Source organism: Gammaproteobacteria bacterium (assembly GCA_011375345.1).
In the GTDB taxonomy this organism is placed as follows: Bacteria; Pseudomonadota; Gammaproteobacteria; order DRLM01; family DRLM01; genus DRLM01.
In genome coordinates, this window is sequence record DRLM01000021.1 from 1 (window position 1) to 17,336 (window position 17,336).

The following is a 17,336-nucleotide window of genomic DNA, read 5'->3' on the forward strand; positions in this document are numbered from 1 at the left end:
AGCCAGGCTCTGGCACCGCTGAGCCAGGCCCTCACCGATGCCGATATCCAGACAGCCTTTCGCATCCCCCACCCCTTTCTGCTCCACCAGGTCGCCGTTGGCGACGAGTATGTGATCGGCGAGCTGGCGCAGCACTTTGGCGAAAAACTGCCCATCCTGATGGAACTGAGGGATCAGGCCCAACGACAACTGCCTCGCTCCCTGGATGAAGAGATCCACGCCGACCATCACCACCAGGCGGCGACCCTGTTTGAGGCGGTGGTGCGACAGGAAGGCGGGGCTGAAAAACGGGGCTGGCGCGACTGGCTCGATCAACTCTTTCTCCATCCGCGCTGGGGGCTGATCGGCTCCATGGCGGTCTTCGCCCTGGTGCTGTTCATCGTCTTCGAGGTGAGTGGCTGGCTCGATGCCATGAGCACCGTCAAGCTGGCCGCCCTGATCGAGGATTGGCAACCCACCACCACCCTCGGGGTGATCGGCCGGGCGATAGCCGACGGCCTGGTGGGGCTGGTCGGCATCGTCGTCCCCTACATGCTGCCGCTGGTGCTGCTGCTGGAGGTGCTGGAGCAGAGCGGCATCATGCACCGCATCGCCTTCGTGGTGGATCGCGGCTTTCACCGCCTCGGTCTGCACGGCGGCGTGGCGGTGCCCTTCCTGCTGGGGCTGGGCTGCAATGTGCCGGCCATTACCGCCACGGCGCGGGCCACCGAGGGACGCGAGCGGGTGATCGCCTCGCTGCTGATCACCTTCGTCCCCTGCTCGGCGCGCTCGGCGGTGGTGCTGGCGCTGGCGGGCAAATATCTCGGTGGCCTGGGGGTCTTCGCCATTTTCGCCCTGAGCGCGATCGTCATCGCCGTCATGGGCCAGTTACTCAGCCGCCGCCGCTATCCTGAAAGCGGTCCGGGCCAGGTGCAGGAGATTCCCCCCTACGCCCTGCCGCGCTGGCGCGAGGCACTCGCCAACACCTGGACCAAGACCCGCGACATCCTGACCATCGTCACGCCCCTGCTGGTGGGCGGCAGCGTGGTCATGGCGCTGCTCAGCCACATCGGTGCCGACCAGGTGCTCAACACCCTGCTGACACCCGTTACCGTCTGGTGGCTGGGGCTGCCGGTGGTGCTGGGAGTGCCGATTCTGTTCGGGATTCTGCGCAAGGAGCTCTCATTGCTGATGATCTATCAGGCCCTGGGCACCTTCGATGTCGGCAGCCAGATGAACTGGGTGCAGATCATGACCTTTCTCGTCTTCCTCACCTTCTACGTCCCCTGCATCTCCACCTTCGCCACCATGCTGCGCACCATCGGCCGCAAGGAGGCGCTCTTCTCGGTCATGCTCTCGGTGGGGGCGGCGCTGCTGGTCAGCGGCATCGTCCGCTGGCCGCTGGAGCTGGCGGACTGGCTCAGCTAGGAGCAGCGCCCCCGTCGCAACGTGCGCCGGTCGGCCAGCTCCTGTCAACAAACCACCGTATTCGGCCCATGGCGGTCCGCTATAATGCCGCTGTTTTCTGCAGTCCCTCTGCGCCAGGCAGGTTCCACAGATGAACCCCAAAACACTGAACATCCTTTTCCTCTGCACCGGCAACGCCTGCCGCAGCCAGATGGCGGAAGGCTGGGCCGGACATGTGTGCGGCAGGCGCTACCGGTTTTATTCCGCCGGCATCGAGGCCCACGGCCTTGATCCGCGCGCGGTGCGGGTGATGGCGGAAGCGGGAGTGGACATTTCCAGACAGCGCTCCAAAACCCTGGATGCTTTGCAGGGAGTGGACTTTGATGTGGTGTTCACCGTCTGCGGCCACGCCCACGAAAGCTGCCCGGTGTTTCCCGGCGGGGCCAGGGTCGTCCACGTGGGCTTTGACGATCCGCCCCGCCTGGCCCAGGGCGCGGCCGGCGAAGAAGAGGCCCTGGCCCCCTACCGCCGGGTGCGGGATGAAATCAAGACCTTCGTGGACCACTTGGAGGACGCGCTGCCATGAGCCAACGTGCCCTGCTGGCGTAAGGAGTGGCACCTATACACTGGTATTCGCCGGGACGGGGCCGGCGCGTCATCTTCATCGGCCGGCGCCGCGGCCACTGTGCAGACCCTCGCGGCAAAGGCCCTGGCCCTGGCCCTGGAAAGCAAAACCGGCATCCGCCCCCCGGCGGCACCGTGCTCGACCATTTCCGCCTGCGGAAACAGGACGGTTTTTGTTTCTGGATTTCCACTTCATGCAAAGCGGCGAGAGCGGAGGCACGGCGGCGGCGCTGATTCTCAGACCGGACAACGATACCGAAGCGGTGGTTCACGGCCTGGGCCGGGGCAGGGGGGAAACGGTGCGGGTGGTAAACACCGAGGGCGGAGAGCGGCTGAAGTACTCGGGATACGACCTGCGGCGTTCTGATATAGAGCAAGTCTCACGATGCGCCTCTACCCCCGGGGAAGGGGCGGGGTGAGGAGACAGGGAGGAAAAAGCTCAGTGGCTGTTCTCGTCGTGCGCCTTGTGTTTCAGCTTGAGGCTGCTGAGCCAGTCCATCAGGGCAAACAAGACGCCGGAGACCACGAAAGTCAGGTGGATGCCTACTTTCCAGGCCAGCACTTTGTCTTCCATCTGGTCGGCGTTGACGAAGGCCTTGAGCAGCTCGATGCCGGAAATGGCGACGATGGAACCGATGAGCTTTATTTTCAGCTCGGCAAAACCCACATGCCCCATCCACGCCGGCCAGTCTTCATGATTTTCCGTGTTGATGCGGGAGACAAAATTCTCGTATCCCGCCAAGACAATGATCAACAGGAGATTGGCCACCAGGGCCACGTCCACCAGGGACAACACGCCGACGATGACATCAGGCCCGCTGCCGCTGAACATGACGGGGACCAGATGGATGAACTCCTTGACGAACTTCACCATCAACAAGGCCATGGCCAGCACCAGCCCCAGATAAAACGGCGCCAACAGCCAGCGGCTCATGAAAATGAGCTTCTCCAGCGTGTTCTCTATCTTCTTCATTGAATGGACTCACTGTTGACAGCTTGTTGCCAAACCCCATTTGGCAACAAGCTGTGTGCGGTGCAGGGCTGCACCGTCATGTTCAAGACAATAAGTCATTGAACAGGTGAAGCCAAGGCACGGCGCGCGCGGGCGCCTATCATAGCACTGCTGCGCGTCATGCCGGCGCAGCGGAAGGCCGGGTCTGCGGGAGGGGGGCGGGGATGGCCGCCCTGGCGCTCAGGCGTAATCGTCCACCAGGCCCAGCCCGGCGGCCGGCCCGGGCAAGGCCGTGGCAAGGGTGCTCACGGCGACCGCGCCGTCGTCTTCACCGGCGGCGGGGGCGTCGAAATCAGCGCTGTCAGGGTGATTGCCGCGTCCGCCACTGTCCGGCTGATGGCGGGCCAGGTTGTGCTGGTTCACATCGGCGTCGGCAAGATTGAAGCCGTTTTCCGCCAGCATGTCCCGCAAACGCGGCAGGGCGTTGTCCAGAGCATCACGCACTAGCGCGTGATGGGCGTGAAAGGCCACGCTGACCTGGTCATTGCTGAGGGACAGCCGCACTTCGATGGGCCCCAGGTGGGGCGGGTTCATGCGGATATCCGCCGCCTGCACATTGTGGCGGACCATCCACAGCACCCGTCCCCCCACCTCGTCTTCCCAGCCCGGCTGGCTGACCGGCACGGGAATGGCAAGCTGGACGGGGCTGGTCCGCCCGCCCCCCTGAAGCGGCGCATTGGCGGCGGCGCCCAAGGCCTCCAGCGGCGCCGCGGAAGACGAAGGGCGGGAATCGGCCGTGGTCTGGCGCAAAGGCTCCGCCCGGGCCAGCAAGGCCGCCAGGGCGGCCCGCGCTTCGCCACCCGGAGGCGCCGGCGGGGTAGCGGGACTAAGCAGTTGTGTGAGGATTTCCGCATCCAGCGCCCCGGTGGCGGGCTGGGCGGCGGCGGGGCCTGGGGCACTCACGCTGCCCGCGGGTGTCTGGGTCATTCCGGCACGGGCGTCCGGGACGGGGGCCGCGGCCGGCGCCAGCAATGCCGCCTGGGCGGCGGGCAATGCCCCTTCCGGAACAGGCTGCCGCACCCGGCCGTCAGCGGCCTGGCCCGTGTTCAAAGCGGCAAGGGGCTGCCCCGCCGGCAGCGCGGACGGCAAAGGCTGGCCGCTCACCAGGCCGGGGCCAGTGGATGAGACGGCCGGCGGGACGATGCCCAGGATTCGCCACATGGAAGCGGCCAGGGCACTATCCAGGGCACCGCCGGCATCGCCGTCTTCCAGGGCCTCGCCCAGCGCCGCCTGGAAGCCGGGCCCCGGCGCGTCCGGGGCGGCGCCCAACAGGCCTGCGCCGGAAGAGGCACCACCGGCCGAGGCCTGGGGAGAAACCGAAACTGCTTTGAGGGGCAACATGTCCATGGGCGTTACATCCAGCGAATTAGGGCTGGCCGTGAAGAGGCAATTCGCGTGCCACCAGAAGGGAGCGGGCGGCGGGATCTTATCTTCAGCGCATCATGCCGCCACGCTGCCCGGCATAGTCATCCAGCCGGTTCTGCTCCCGCCGCTCTTCCGCCCGGCGCTCATCCTGTTGCCGCCGGCGCCACAATTTTTCCGCTGCTTCCGCGTCCCGCCGACAGCGCAGCCAGGCCTGGCGCCGCTCTTCGCAGCGCTGGTCCGAGGCCCTGATGCGTTCCTGTTGCCCGGCCAGGGCACGGCGCAGGCGTTCGAGAAAGGCCCGCCGGGTCAGCATGTCCGCCGCGCGGATGCCGTTTTTCAGACCGCGGTCCAAATCGCGCTGGTAGTTCCCCAGATAGGCGCTCAGTTCCTGACCCCGCTGGCGCTCCCGCGCCACGTCCCGCTGGGCCAGGGCCAGCTCCAGGGCGGCGGTTTTTTCCTTTTCCCGCGCCAGGCGCACCACCGGCGCCAGTTTATCCGGGCGTTTCATGATGTCTGCTCCGTTGCCATCAACTGCTCCAGGGCGGTGATGCTGTCCGCCAGAGACACCGGCTCGTCCATGCCCTGTTGGAGGAAGGCGCTCATGGCAGGATAACGCGATACCGCCTCGTCCAGGCGCGGGTCACCCCCGGGAACGTAGGCACCGATGTTGATGAGATCGCGGTTCTGCTGGTAGGCGGCGTTGAGGGCGCGAAAGCGGCGCACCGCCTCCAGGTGATCGGCGGCGGCCACATCGCTCATGCAGCGGCTCACCGAGGCCTCGATGTCGATGGCGGGGTAATGCCCCGCTTCGGCAAACCAGCGGGACAGCACGATATGGCCGTCCAAAATGGCGCGGGCGGCATCTGCCACCGGGTCCTGCTGGTCGTCGCCCTCGGTGAGCACGGTGTAAAACGCGGTGATGGACCCCCCCCCCGGCGGCCCCTTGCCGGCCCGCTCCACCAGTTGCGGCAGGCGCGCGAACACCGAGGGCGGATAGCCCCGGGTAGCCGGCGGTTCACCGATGGCCAGGGCAATTTCGCGCTGGGCCTGGGCGAAACGGGTGAGAGAGTCCATGAGCAGCAAAACGTCCCGGCCCTGGTCGCGGAAATATTCGGCGATGGTGGTGGCCAGCCAGGCCCCGTGCAGGCGCTGCAGAGGCGGACTGTCAGCGGGGGTGACCACCACCACGGCGCGGGCCAGGCCTTGCTGCCCCAGGATTTTTTCGATGAATTCCTTGACTTCCCGGCCCCGCTCGCCGATCAGGCCCACCACGATGACCTGGGCGCGGGTGTGGCGGGTCATCATCCCCAACAGCACGCTTTTGCCCACGCCGCTGCCGGCGAACAAACCCACCCGCTGGCCCCGGCCCACGGTGAGCAGGGCGTTGATGGCGCGGATCCCCACGTCCAGCGGCTCGCGGATCACGTCCCGGGCCAGGGGGTTGATGGGCCGGCCGGTGAGGGGCAGGCGGGCGGGAGTGTCCAGGGGACCGCGACCGTCCAGGGGCTTGCCGGCACCGTCCAGCACCCGCCCCAGCAGCCCCTCACCCACGGCGGCCTGGTGCAAGGTGCCGGCGGGAATGACCCGGGCGCTGGGCAGCAGGCCGTGCACCGGCCCGGTGGGCATGAGATACACCCGGCCGTCGGCAAAACCCACCACTTCGGCTTCAATCTCACCCTGGCCGGCAGACACCCGGCAGCGGGCGCCAATGGGGGCCTCGCAGCCCACCGCCTCCAGGGTCAGGCCCACCATGCGGCTGAGACGCCCTTCCACCACCAGGGGCGGCGGCCGGCGCAGCCGCCCGCGCCGGGCCCTGAGGCGGGCCTGCCAGAGCTGGCGCCGGGCCCGGGCTTCAGGGTTCATGGTCGTCCTCCCGCTCGCCACCGAGCAATTGCGCGGCGACAGCGGCGAGGCGTTTTTCCACGCTGGCGTCGATGCGCGAATCCGGCGTGGTCACCCGGCAGCCGCCCCGCTGCAGGGCGGGATCCTCGGCGATGCGCCAGGCGCTGCTGCCTTGGGCTTCGGCCAGGGTGTCGCGCACCAAGGCGGCATCGGCGGGATGCAGGTGCAGGCACACGTCCCGGGCGCTGGCGGGCAGGGCTGCCAGCGCCTCGCGGATCACCGCCACCACCTGGCCGGGATCGGTGCTGAGTTCGCGCCGGATCAAATGCCGCGCCACGGTCAAGGTCAGGGCCAACAGCTCTTCTTCCACTTGTTCATCCAGGGCGGCCAGGGGCTCTTGCAGCACCTCGGCGATGGCCTGCAAACGCCCTACCGCCTCGGTGAGCTGCTTGTGGCCGGCCTGCCAGCCCTCCTGCCGGCCCCGCTGTGAGCCCGCCTGGTAGCCTTCTTTGTAAGCCTCTTCGTAGGCCTGCTTTTGAATGCGCTCCAGTTCCTCCGCCGACAAGGGGCGGTGATGCTTGTGGCGCTCATCCTCGCCCACGTCGGGCAGGGACCAGGGCCGGACCCCGGCTGCCTGTTCGGCCACAATGACTTTAGAGGTATTCTTCTGCACCCTGGCCGCCCAGGTTGATTTCGCCGGATTCCGCCATGCGCCGCGCGATGGCGAGGATTTCTTTTTGTGCGGCTTCCACTTCGCTCAGTTTCACCGGTCCTTTGGCTTCCAGGTCGTCGCGCATCATTTCCGCCGCGCGCTTGGACATATTGTTGAAAATCTTGTTTTTCACTCTGTCATCGGAGCCTTTGAGGGCGACGATCAGCGATTCGGTGGACACCTCCCGCAGCAGGGCCTGAATACCCCGGTCGTCCACGTCGGCCAGATTGTCGAACACGAACATGAGGTCTTCGATCTGCTGACCCAGGTCGGCGTCGGACTCTTTGATGGCATCCATGATCGAGGTGCCCTTGGAGGCCTCAATAAAGTTGAGAATATTGGCGGCGGTGCGGGTGCCGCCCACGGTGGAAGACTTGACGTTCTTGTTGCCGGAGAACTGGCGTTCAAGAATCTCATCCAGCTCGCGCAGGGCGTTGGGCTGGATGCCTTCCAGACTGGCGATGCGCATCATGATGTCGGCACGCATGTTCTCCGGCAACAGGCCCAGTATTTCCGCTGACTGGTCGCTCTCGAGGTAGGACAGGACGATGGCGATGATCTGCGGGTGTTCCAGACGGATGACTTCGGCCACGGCGCGGGGATCCATCCACTTCAGGGCCTCCAGTCCCTTGGTGGGGGTGCCGGTGAGAATCCGGTCCATGACGCCGCCGGCCTTGTCTTCGCCCAGGGCCGAGACCAGCACGTTGCGGATATAGTCTTCCGAACCCACACCCAGGGCGGTCTGCCGCTCCACGGTTTCCACGAAGGTGTCCACCACCGCAACCACCTGGTCGGTGGAGACGTTTTTCAACGATGCCATGGCGATGCCGATTTTCTGCACTTCCTTGGGGTTCATGTGCTTGAGCACCTCGGCGGCATCTTTCTCCCCCAGGGCCAGCAGCAAAATGGCGGCGCGATCGATGCCGCTGGCGGGCAGCGTGGCGTCAGCCATCGTCGGACACCCAGTTCTTCACCACCTGGGCGACGCGCTTAGGGTCTTCCGCCGCCAGGGTCTTCACTGTTTCCAGGCGTTCTTCGTATTGGCTGGGAGACGGCAACTGTCCCCCTGCACCCGGCGCCCCCCCCAGGCTCACCTGATCTTCCGCCAGGACTTCTCCGGCCGCGGCGCCCTCGCCCCCGGCGGTCAACAGCGGGGGCTGCGCCGCTTCAGGTGGCGGCTGGGAGAGGTTTTTAAGCACGGGTTTCAAAACCCCGAACAACAGGGCCAGAACACCGATGCCGGCCATGAGTTGCTTGAGCGCATCCCAGAGCAGGGGATCATCCCACAACGACGGCTGGGGTATCTCTTCCACACCGGCGGGCGGCGCGAAGGCGGTGTTGATCACGTTGAGACTGTCGCCCCGGGCGGCGCTGAAACCCACGGCTTGTTTGACCAGGGCCTGGATGCGCGCCAGTTCCTCGGCGCTGCGGGGCTCGCTGACCACCGCGCCCTCCTCATCCACCCGTTTGCGGTTGTCAACAACCACGGCCACCGACAGGCGCCGCACCTGACCCGTGGGCAGGCGGGTGTGGCTGATGGTTTTGTCCAGTTCATAGTTGCGGGTCACGCGCCGGGAGCTGTTTTTGGTCTGCTCCCCGGAGGCCTGACCGGGCGCCGCCTCCCCGTCGCCGGCCACGGGCGGCTGATTGCTCAAGGCTCCGGGGATACCCACCGGCGGGGGCGACCCCACGCTGCTCTCTTCAAAGGTCTGCTCGCTGCGTATGGCGGGCAGATCGGGATTGAAGCTCTCCCGGGTCTGCTCGATGATGCTGAAATCCACCTCGGCGTTGACCTGGGCGCGCACCCCGTCCACGCCCACGATGGGGGAGAGAATCGCCTCGATGCGTTTGATGTAATACTCTTCCAGGCGTTTGCGGTAATCGAACTGGGTGGATGACAATTTCATTTCCGCGGAGGATTCCGGCGCCGTCAGCAGCTTGCCGCTCTGATCCACCACGGTGACGCCACCGGTGGACAGTTCCGGAATGCTCGCCGCCACCAGGTGCACGATGGCGGCCACCTGCCCTTCATCCAGCCGCCGGCCTGGATAGAGGTTCACCATGACCGAAGCCGACGGGTCTTTTTTGTGACGGTCCCGCAAAAACGCCGTGCGCTTGGGGATGGCCAGGTGGACCCGGGCGCTTTGCACGCTGTTGAAACTGGTGATGCTGCGGGCCAGTTCCCCCTCCAGGGCGCGCTGGTAGCGCGCGTTTTCCATGAACTGGCTGACGCCGAAGCCCTGCTCCTTGTCCAGCAGCTCGAAACCCACACCGGCGCCCTTGGGCAGACCCTGGGCCGCCAGTTTCAGGCGCGCCTGGTGCACCGACTCACCCGGCACCTGCACCGTGCCCGAATCGGTGGACAGTTGATAGGGGATGCCGGCCTGCTCCAGGGCCTGGGTGACGGCCAGGACATCCTGATCGTTCAGGCCGCTGTAGAGCAGGCGGTAGCCCGGCTCCTGGGACCACAGCGCCAGGGACACGCCGATGGCCACGCTGGCGGCAAAGCCGATCAACAGCCCCACCTGCCGCACCATGCTCAGGCGCCCGAAGCCCTGCACGGCTGCGAGATATTTGTTGGTTTGGGTGTCTTGCGCCATAGCGGTACTGCACCAAAGGTTTGCTCAAGGCAGCGGGTTCAGATGGTCATGCTCATCACATCTTTGTAGGCCGATACCAGCTTGTTGCGCACTTCCATCATGGCCTGAAAAGACACCCGGGATTTTTGCAGGGCAATCATCACTTCGGTGAGATCGACATTGTCGTCGCCTTTTTCAAAGGCCGCCGCCAGTTCCCCCGCTTCCTTCTGGCGGGCGTTCACGCCGTCCAGGGCCGCTTTGAACAAGGCCGCAAAATCGCCGGGCGCGGTCTTCTCGCTGTCCGCCACCACTGGCGCGCCCTGCGCGGCCCGGGACATGGCCCGCAGCTGTGACAGGACTTGATCGATGTTGACGTCACTCATGTTCCGCTCCAGGATTTCTGTTTAAAGATTCCGCCCGCGGGGCCGGGCGGGTTGATTGGGGGGCGCCCTCACGCGGTCACACCGCGGCCCGGCGTGGGATCTCCACGCCCGCTGCGCGCAAGCGCGCCAGCTTGTAGCGCAAAGTGCGCTGGCTGATGCCAAGTTTTTCCGCCGCGGACTTGCGGCTGCCGTTGGCGGCCCGCAGGGCGTCGATGATCAAATGTTCTTCCCGGGCCTTGAGCTGGTCGTTCAGTTCGGGCGGCGGCCCGCCAGGCGGGGGCACCGCCGTGGTGACGGGTGGCGGCTCTTCCAGGCAAAGCTGGGCGGCGTGAAGTTCATGACCTTGTTTCAATATCAAAGCCCGCTGAATCATATTGTCCAGTTCGCGCACGTTGCCGGGCCAGGAATGGGTGAGCAAACGCGCGCGGGCGTCGGCGGCCAGTTCCGGCACCGGCCCGCCAGCGCTGTGACAGGCAAGAAAATGCCGGGCCAGCGGCAAGATGTCGCCGGGACGCTCGCGCAAGGGCAGCAGATGCAGGGGAAACACGTGCAGGCGATAGTAAAGATCTTCCCGGAACCGCCCCGCCGCCACTTCTTCGCGCATGATGCGGTTGGAGGTGGCCAGCACGCGCACGTCCAGGGGTATCACTTTGCGCCCCCCCAAACGTTCCACTTCCCGTTCCTGCAGCACGCGCAATAATTTCGCTTGCAGACCCAGGTCCATCTCTGAGATTTCATCGAGCAGCAGCGTGCCGCCGTTGGCCTGCTCGAACTTGCCGGGCGTGCTTTGATAGGCGCCGGTAAAGGCTCCCTTTTCATAGCCGAACAACACCGCTTCCAACATGTTGTCGGGGATGGCGGCGCAGTTGATGGCGACGAAGGCGCCCCCGGCCCGCGCCGAACAGCGATGAATGTATTGGGCAAAGACTTCCTTGCCGGTGCCGCTTTCGCCGCTGATCATGACCGTCGCCTCGGTCTGCGCCACCCGCCGCGCCAGCTCCACCAGTTCCAGAGTACGGGGGTCCTCCGCCACCAGCCCCGGTTCCACAGCCGCCACCCGGGGCAGGTGACGCTCTACCAGGGCGGTCAGGGTCTGCGCCTCGAAAGGTTTGACCAGATAATCCGCCGCGCCGTCGCGCATGGCCTGCACGGCTTTTTGTACCGTGCCGTAAGCGGTGATCAGAATCACCGGCAGATCGGGAAACGTGCCTTTCACTTTGCGTAACAAGGTATAGCCATCCATGGGCGCCATCTGCACGTCGCTGACAACCATGTCGGCGCCGTGTCGCTCCAGATAGGCCAGGGCCTCGACCCCGTCCCCGGCACCGGCACCGTGGTAACCGGCCATGCCGAGGGCATCGATCAGCGCTTCACGCAATGCGCTGTCATCCTCAACGACGAGCACCCGGGACTGCTGCATTACACTACTCCTGTTGCCTGTTGTTGCCGGGCTGCCTCCCCGGCAGCGTAGGCGGTTCCGCCGGCGAGCAGACGCTCTCCACCTGCATCGGGGAAAAGCAATACGAAACACGTGCCTGATTCCACCCCGGACTCCACCTCCACAGTGCCGCGGTGCCGCAACACCACCGCCCGCGCCACCGCCAGCCCCAGACCGGTGCCCTGGTGCCGGGTGGTGAAGAAAGGCTCAAAGATGCGCCCCTGCAAAGCAGCGGGAATGCCGGGGCCGTTGTCACGCAGGCGCAATTCAACCTTGCCGCCGGCAACACGGCGCACCTGGATGTGTACCACCACGCCGGCACCGGCAGCGTCGATGGCGTTGTCGACAAGATTCAACAGGGCGCCCAACAAGGCGTTGCGGTTACCCCGCAGCACGGCCTTGTCGCAGCCATTGGCGAGCAACAATCTGCCGCCAGCCGCGGCCAGCCGCGCCTCCACGGCGGTCCGCAGTTCGTCCAGCACCCCGGCGAGCAGAAAGTCTTCGTCCTCGTCATCACCGCCGCGGGCGAACATCAGCATGTCGTTAACGGTGTGGTTCAAGTGGCCAAGTTGCGCCGACATTTTCGCGGCGCATTTCAGACGCTCGGCATCGCTGCAATGGGGCCGCCGCAAGTGACCCAGGTAAAGCAGGGAGGTCGCCAGCGGGGTGCGTATCTGGTGCGCCAGGCGCGCCATCATCTCTCCCATGGCCGACAGGCGGGACCGGCGCGCCAGGGCTTCCTGCAAGGCCTGGGTCTCCGACACGTCCTGGAGCAACAAGACTTCACCCGGCGCGGCCCCCAGGGGACGCGACACCAGGCTGAGACGGCGGCCGTCGCGCAAAACCAGCGGCTGGCCGGGATCGCCGGGCAGGGCCATCACCCGCTGCACCACAGCCGGCCAGGGTTCACCTTGCAGCGGCGCGCCCAGGAACTCACGGGCCGCCGGATTGCAGTCCGTCACCCGGCCCTCGCCGTCCAGCACCACGACACCACCGGGGAGCAGCTCCAGCAATTGCTGGAGACGGTCAGCGAGCCGTTCTTTTTCCGCCAGTTGGGCCAGACGTTCGCTGCGGGCGGCGGCCAGTTCCGCCGTCAAGGTGGCAACACGGCGCTCCAGGGTGTGATAGGCATCGGAGAGCCGTTCGGACACTTCGCTGAAGGTGTTAAAGGCGTTTTCCAGGTCTCGGGGCGGGTGATCGGTGGATTTGAACATGCAGAGTCTTCACTCCCTCACAGGTGTACCGCTGGCGCTGCACCCGGCTGAGAAAGCAAGACTTATGCCGCTGGAGGACGGTCTCTAAAACAAGGACTTGGGAAAGACAAACCCCAAGAGTGTCAAACTTATGTCGTCTCGTCGCTGCGCTGCAAACCGTACTTGCGCATTTTCTCGACCAAGGTCGTGCGCCGCAGCTTCAAACGATTGGCGGCGTGGGCCACCACACCGCCGGCGTCTTCCAGGGCTTGTTTGATGAGGTTGTATTCGAGGTTGCTGATGTGTTCTTTGAGATCCAGACCGTCGCGGGGCAGACGGGGCGTCGCCAAGGGATCGCACAGGACGGCCATCTCCTCCGGCAGGGTGCGCGGCAGTTCCACCTCCTGAGCCGGGCGAAACTTCTCCGGCAGATCAGCGATATCCACCACCCCCAGGGGGTGCATGATCACCAGCCGCTCCACCAGATTGGCCAGCTCGCGCACATTGCCGGGCCAGTGATACTCGCACAAGGCCATAACGGCGGCCTGGGTCAGGCGCACCGAGCCGCGCTTTTCATGCTCCAGGCGCGTGACCAGCTCGGCAATCAGCAACGGTATGTCTTCGCGGCGCTCGCGCAAGGGCGGCATCTCGATGGGAAAAACGTTGAGACGGTAATACAAATCTTCCCGGAATTTGTCTTCCCGTATTGCCTCTTCCAGGTTGCGGTGGGTGGCGGCGATAATGCGCACGTCGGCCTGGATGGGTTTGTTGCTGCCCACGCGCTCGAACACCCTCTCTTGCAGCACCCGCAACAACTTCACCTGCATGTGCAGACTCATGTCGCCGATTTCATCAAGAAACAGGGTGCCCCCTTCGGCCAGCTCAAAACGCCCCTGGCGGGCGGTGATGGCGCCGGTGAACGCCCCCTTTTCATGACCAAAGAGTTCGCTTTCGAGCAGCTCCGCCGGAATGGCCCCACAGTTGATCGGAACAAACGGTTTGTCACGGCGCTTGGAGTGATAGTGAAGGTTTCGCGCCACCACTTCCTTGCCGGTGCCGGACTCCCCCAATATCAGTACGGTGGCATCGGAGTCCGCCACTTGTTCGATCAGCTTGCGCACATGGCGCACGCTGCGGCTGTTTCCCACCAGGCTGCGGAACAACTCCGGGGAGCGGCGCGCCGCTTTGCTGGGCCGGCTGTCGAGATAAATCTCCGCCTGCCGCAGCGCCTCGGTCAAGGGACGGTACTTCACCGGCAATACAACAGCGCCCACGGCGTTTTTTGCCAGCACATCCGGCACCGGCTGATCTTTTTGCTTTAACAGGATCAGCGGCACCTTCCCGCCCCAATCATTCAGGCGCTGCCACACTGCTTCCTCCCGCCCGGCGACCCCCGCACAATTCAATATAACCGCCAGCGTGTCGCCGGCCCGGCCGGGAGGGTTTTCCATTTCTTCGTCATCGAAAACACTAATGTCCCCGTAGTCCAGAAATCCCAGCACGGATTTAAGTTCATGTTCCAATGCGCGGTCCACACCTGCGAGAATTATTTGGGAAACGCCCATCCTGAATCACCCCTGAGGCGGATCTTCCACGCACGGCATCACGCAAGGCAAACGCCGTCGCGCCAAAGCACCCGCCACGAAAACTTCTACATGGGATTGAGTAAAGCATTGAATCACCCCCATGTCAAAATATTGTCGTACAACATCATGACGCATCAACACGCTGCCGGCCCGTACCAGGTGTCGGCAGACACAGTGCGTTCCGCCGACACCTGAAGGCGGCGCCGGCCAGCACGACTATAAGCGGGGAGAGTGTGGCCTTAAGCCAGTGAGGAATACGTTTGGGCAACACGCTTTCTTTTTTTCATGTCGCCGGCCTGATCACCAAGGTGTTGCATTTTCCGCCTGACGAGGGCTTGCGCCCGGCGGATGTCGGCAACGAGTTGCTCGACCCGCTCACGCCGGGCCGGGTCGTTTAACCGAAGCGAAACGCTGTCCCGACGAACCGCGTCAATGATCTCGGCCTGCTCCGCACTCAAGGCCGCAACCTGATCCCATTGTTGCCCGTCCGCCGCGCCCAGCAGCGCCGCGGTCACCGCGGCCAGGCGCGCCACCACATCGCTCATGCGCCCGCTCAACCCGCCGCCGCATGGTTGACCGCCGCTGTCGCGGCCTGTGCGCCCGCGGCTTCCTGTTGCTTCAGCACGGCGGGCACAGCGTCCCAGGCGGTTTTGATTTCCAGCAACAAATTCGACACTTCATCGAGCTTGGCAACATCGTTGTCCAGATTCGCCATGACCAGTTGCCGCTGCATATAGTCGTACAAGGCATCCAGGTTGGCGGCAATCTGGCCGCCTTTTTCCATATCGAGACTGCTTTGCAAACCGTCAATAATGGACAAGGCCCAATCAATGTGGCGGGCTTTCTCCGCCTTGTTGCCCCGCTCCAGGTTGGCTTTCGCCAGTTGCATCTTTTCCAGGGCCCCTTCCATAAGCATCTGAATCAGGCGATGAGGCGTGGCCCCTTCGACCCCGGAGCGGACCTTTACCTGGCTGTATTGCTTCAGTGCATCACGCATATTGCCATAACTCATGGAACCGCCTTTCTCGCACCCATGTACCGCAACATTCTCACGCCTCCTCCTTGAAAAGGATTCCCTTCAGGTTCGACAGATTTTCCATCATATTCAGGACCTCCTCCGGAGGCAGCTGTCGGATTTCTTCCTGCGTGCTTTGATCAATGACTTTTATAACGACCTTGTCGGTCTCTTTATCAAGCTGAAACCGTATGTCACGTACCACGTTTTGTACGGTCTGGTTGATCTCTTTGACGACGCCGTCCAGCTCTTCCCTGGCCAGGGGTTTGGTTTCGGGTGCAGATTTTTTTTGTTCCAGCTCGTCCGTAACAAGTTTGGTGACCGCCTGCTCCCTGGGGGTACTACGCACCGAAACCGGCGTTTTTGCGACGTTCTGCGCCGCTGCGGTTATCGGATTCATTGGCTTACCCTCTGTATATTAATTACCATTACCTGAAATGTTACTGATTCCCTGTAGTTGTTGCGTCAAAAAATCTCCGTTTGACTGTAGCTGGCCCACGGTCTCTTCAAGCAAAGAGAAGGTCTTGACCAACTGCTCCTCCTTCAGCACCAGCCTCCGTTCCAAATCCGCTATATCCTCGTCCATCCTTTCGATCGAACTGTTGAGACCTTCCGTCCTGCCGGGCACAGCCTCGTTGATCAGAAAGGACAAATCGTCTTCCAGCGCACTTGACATGGCGTTGACAGAGGCCAGCACGCCGTCTCTGTCCGCCGCCAGAGCACTGGCAAAGATACTGGAATCCAGCGACAGATCACCCGTGCGGCTGTGACTGAAGCCAAGTCTTGCCGGCGTATAGTCGCCGAACCGGGTCGTGATCGTGTTCCGCAAAGTGTCCTGAATTGTTCTGGCGGTCGCATCGCCGGTGAATATGGCGGCGCCGTCGCTACCCACGGCAGACAGACTCTTCACCAGGCTGAAGGCACTGTTGTAAGACGATGCGAAATTGTTAAGAGCGCTGGTAATGCTGTCATCATCATCCGCCACCGAGACAGTTATTTTTGATCCGGAGGTGGTATCCAGCAGATTCAGGGTCACTCCGGTGATCACATCGCTTACCGTGTTGCTGGCCCGCGACACTGACAAACCGTTGACTTTCAGCGCCGCGCTCACAGCCGCTTTGGACTGGGTGAAGTTGGCAACGCCACCACTTACGTTGCCGCTGGCATCGTAGCTGGGGTTGAACGCCAGGCGCGACAGGCCGGAGGTGTCTGTCTCGCCGCTTTCTTCATAGATACCATCGTTGTCTTCGTCCACCAGCAGTTTGATACGATTGGCAGCGCCCGTATTGTCGGCGTTCAATACCAGGCGGAAGCCGCCCACCGCGCTGTCGCTGCTTTGCGATGCCCCCACCGCAATCGGGCTGTGGTCGGTGGTCGAATAGCCCAGCAGCGCCGCTGCCGTCGAACCGGCATCTTCCCACAACAGGTCCACAGCGTTGGTGTTGGTGGCATCATTGAGCACCGTGAACGTGGCACTGGCCGTGTCATAGCTCACGGTGTAAGTGTCCGTCCCGCCGTTGGCGGCCTCCAGGGCACGTTTGATTTCCGCCGCCATTTCATCGGGCGTGTAGGAGCCCGCCGTCAAGGTTGCGGTGCGCTGGCTGCCGTCATTGAAGACAATTTGATTGTTGCTGGCGGTAACGTCGAAACCGGCGTTGATAATGGATGCATTGACCCCCGCAGCGGCCGCATTGATGGCGTCCTTGACGCCGGTCAGGGTGTTGTTGCTGCTGTCAACGGTGATTTCCTTGGCCGTGCCGTTGCCCAGTTGAATCTTTATTTTTTGCGAGGAAACCACGCTGAGGTCCGCCACCTCGCTGGTTTGAAACGCAAAGGTGCCGGAGTAGATGCTCTGGGCGGTGGCCAGGGTGTCGATTTCTATCTCATAGCTGCCGTTGGCGGCACTGCTGTCAGCGGACACCGTCAGCTTGCTGCTGTCCGAGCTGCTGGCGGTTTTGTTCTGGAGCTGGTCGGTGGTGAGGGTCTTCACCACATCCTTCAGAGACGACAGCGCGCTTTTTATACTGCCGTAGCTGCTGATCTTGGCTTCGAAGTCCGCTTTTTTGACCGTCAGAGCCTGCAACGGCTGGCGTTCCACCGCCAACAATTGCTGGATGATGCCCTGCGTATCGATGCCGGTAAACAGACCGGAGCTTAGTGTGACTGGCATAGAACTATCCGCGCACCCATCAGATCGCCGC

General features: G+C 63.8%; 18 protein-coding genes. 3 read left to right on the forward strand and 15 right to left on the reverse strand.

Annotated elements, in window-relative coordinates; genetic code table 11:
• The 3 genes from ENJ19_01815 to ENJ19_01825 form a co-directional block, all read left to right on the forward strand.
• Window positions 1-1,407 (forward strand): ferrous iron transporter B (locus ENJ19_01815; GenBank protein ID HHM04464.1); only part of this gene is annotated, 1,407 nt, incomplete at its 5' end.
• A gap of 130 nt (window positions 1,408-1,537) precedes the next feature.
• On the forward strand, window positions 1,538-1,972 hold the full coding sequence (locus ENJ19_01820) for an arsenate reductase ArsC (GenBank protein ID HHM04465.1): 435 nt from the start codon (window positions 1,538-1,540) through the stop codon (window positions 1,970-1,972).
• A 211-nt stretch (window positions 1,973-2,183) separates the two neighbouring features.
• Window positions 2,184-2,429: a hypothetical protein gene (locus ENJ19_01825; protein ID HHM04466.1), complete on the forward strand. Its 246-nt coding sequence runs from the start codon at window positions 2,184-2,186 to the stop codon at window positions 2,427-2,429.
• Between the two features lie 20 nt (window positions 2,430-2,449).
• On the opposite strand, the gene ENJ19_01830 is transcribed toward ENJ19_01825, so the two are convergent.
• From ENJ19_01830 to ENJ19_01900, 15 genes are all read right to left on the reverse strand, one after another.
• Window positions 2,450-2,983 (reverse strand): TIGR00645 family protein, encoded by a 534-nt coding sequence (locus tag ENJ19_01830; GenBank protein HHM04467.1) that lies wholly within the window; start codon window positions 2,981-2,983, stop codon window positions 2,450-2,452.
• Between the two features lie 219 nt (window positions 2,984-3,202).
• Complete coding sequence (locus ENJ19_01835; GenBank protein HHM04468.1) at window positions 3,203-4,369, reverse strand: flagellar hook-length control protein FliK; 1,167 nt, start codon at window positions 4,367-4,369, stop codon at window positions 3,203-3,205.
• 85 nt (window positions 4,370-4,454) lie between these two features.
• Window positions 4,455-4,895 carry a flagellar export protein FliJ gene (fliJ, locus tag ENJ19_01840; protein HHM04469.1) on the reverse strand — a complete coding sequence of 147 codons (441 nt, stop codon included), beginning with the start codon at window positions 4,893-4,895 and terminating at the stop codon, window positions 4,455-4,457.
• The gene (gene fliI / locus ENJ19_01845) at window positions 4,892-6,250 is read right to left on the reverse strand and encodes a flagellar protein export ATPase FliI (protein HHM04470.1); all 1,359 of its coding nucleotides are present in this window, start codon (window positions 6,248-6,250) and stop codon (window positions 4,892-4,894) included. The genes fliJ and fliI overlap by 4 nt, the downstream gene beginning before the upstream one ends.
• Complete coding sequence (locus tag ENJ19_01850; protein ID HHM04471.1) at window positions 6,240-6,902, reverse strand: flagellar assembly protein FliH; 663 nt, start codon at window positions 6,900-6,902, stop codon at window positions 6,240-6,242. Before ENJ19_01850 ends, fliI begins: the two co-directional genes overlap by 11 nt.
• A complete protein-coding gene (gene fliG / locus ENJ19_01855; protein ID HHM04472.1) occupies window positions 6,883-7,893 on the reverse strand; it encodes a flagellar motor switch protein FliG in 1,011 nt (336 codons plus the stop codon). The genes ENJ19_01850 and fliG overlap by 20 nt, the downstream gene beginning before the upstream one ends.
• Window positions 7,886-9,541 carry a flagellar basal body M-ring protein FliF gene (gene fliF / locus ENJ19_01860; GenBank protein ID HHM04473.1) on the reverse strand — a complete coding sequence of 552 codons (1,656 nt, stop codon included), beginning with the start codon at window positions 9,539-9,541 and terminating at the stop codon, window positions 7,886-7,888. The genes fliG and fliF overlap by 8 nt, the downstream gene beginning before the upstream one ends.
• 38 nt (window positions 9,542-9,579) lie before the next feature.
• Window positions 9,580-9,903 (reverse strand): flagellar hook-basal body complex protein FliE, encoded by a 324-nt coding sequence (gene fliE / locus ENJ19_01865; protein ID HHM04474.1) that lies wholly within the window; start codon window positions 9,901-9,903, stop codon window positions 9,580-9,582.
• Between the two features lie 76 nt (window positions 9,904-9,979).
• Window positions 9,980-11,323, reverse strand: coding sequence for a sigma-54-dependent Fis family transcriptional regulator (locus ENJ19_01870; GenBank protein ID HHM04475.1), 1,344 nt, complete (start codon window positions 11,321-11,323; stop codon window positions 9,980-9,982).
• Window positions 11,323-12,555 (reverse strand): PAS domain-containing sensor histidine kinase, encoded by a 1,233-nt coding sequence (locus ENJ19_01875; GenBank protein HHM04476.1) that lies wholly within the window; start codon window positions 12,553-12,555, stop codon window positions 11,323-11,325. Before ENJ19_01875 ends, ENJ19_01870 begins: the two co-directional genes overlap by 1 nt.
• Window positions 12,556-12,683: 128 nt before the next feature.
• Entirely contained in the window at window positions 12,684-14,099 is a 1,416-nt protein-coding gene (locus tag ENJ19_01880) for a sigma-54-dependent Fis family transcriptional regulator (protein HHM04477.1), read from the reverse strand.
• A gap of 260 nt (window positions 14,100-14,359) precedes the next feature.
• Window positions 14,360-14,665, reverse strand: coding sequence for a flagellar protein FliT (locus ENJ19_01885; GenBank protein HHM04478.1), 306 nt, complete (start codon window positions 14,663-14,665; stop codon window positions 14,360-14,362).
• A gap of 8 nt (window positions 14,666-14,673) precedes the next feature.
• Complete coding sequence (gene fliS / locus ENJ19_01890; GenBank protein HHM04479.1) at window positions 14,674-15,132, reverse strand: flagellar export chaperone FliS; 459 nt, start codon at window positions 15,130-15,132, stop codon at window positions 14,674-14,676.
• Between the two features lie 37 nt (window positions 15,133-15,169).
• On the reverse strand, window positions 15,170-15,535 hold the full coding sequence (locus ENJ19_01895) for a flagellar protein FlaG (protein ID HHM04480.1): 366 nt from the start codon (window positions 15,533-15,535) through the stop codon (window positions 15,170-15,172).
• Between the two features lie 18 nt (window positions 15,536-15,553).
• Window positions 15,554-17,305, reverse strand: coding sequence for a hypothetical protein (locus ENJ19_01900; GenBank protein ID HHM04481.1), 1,752 nt, complete (start codon window positions 17,303-17,305; stop codon window positions 15,554-15,556).
• Window positions 17,306-17,336 lie beyond the last annotated feature (31 nt).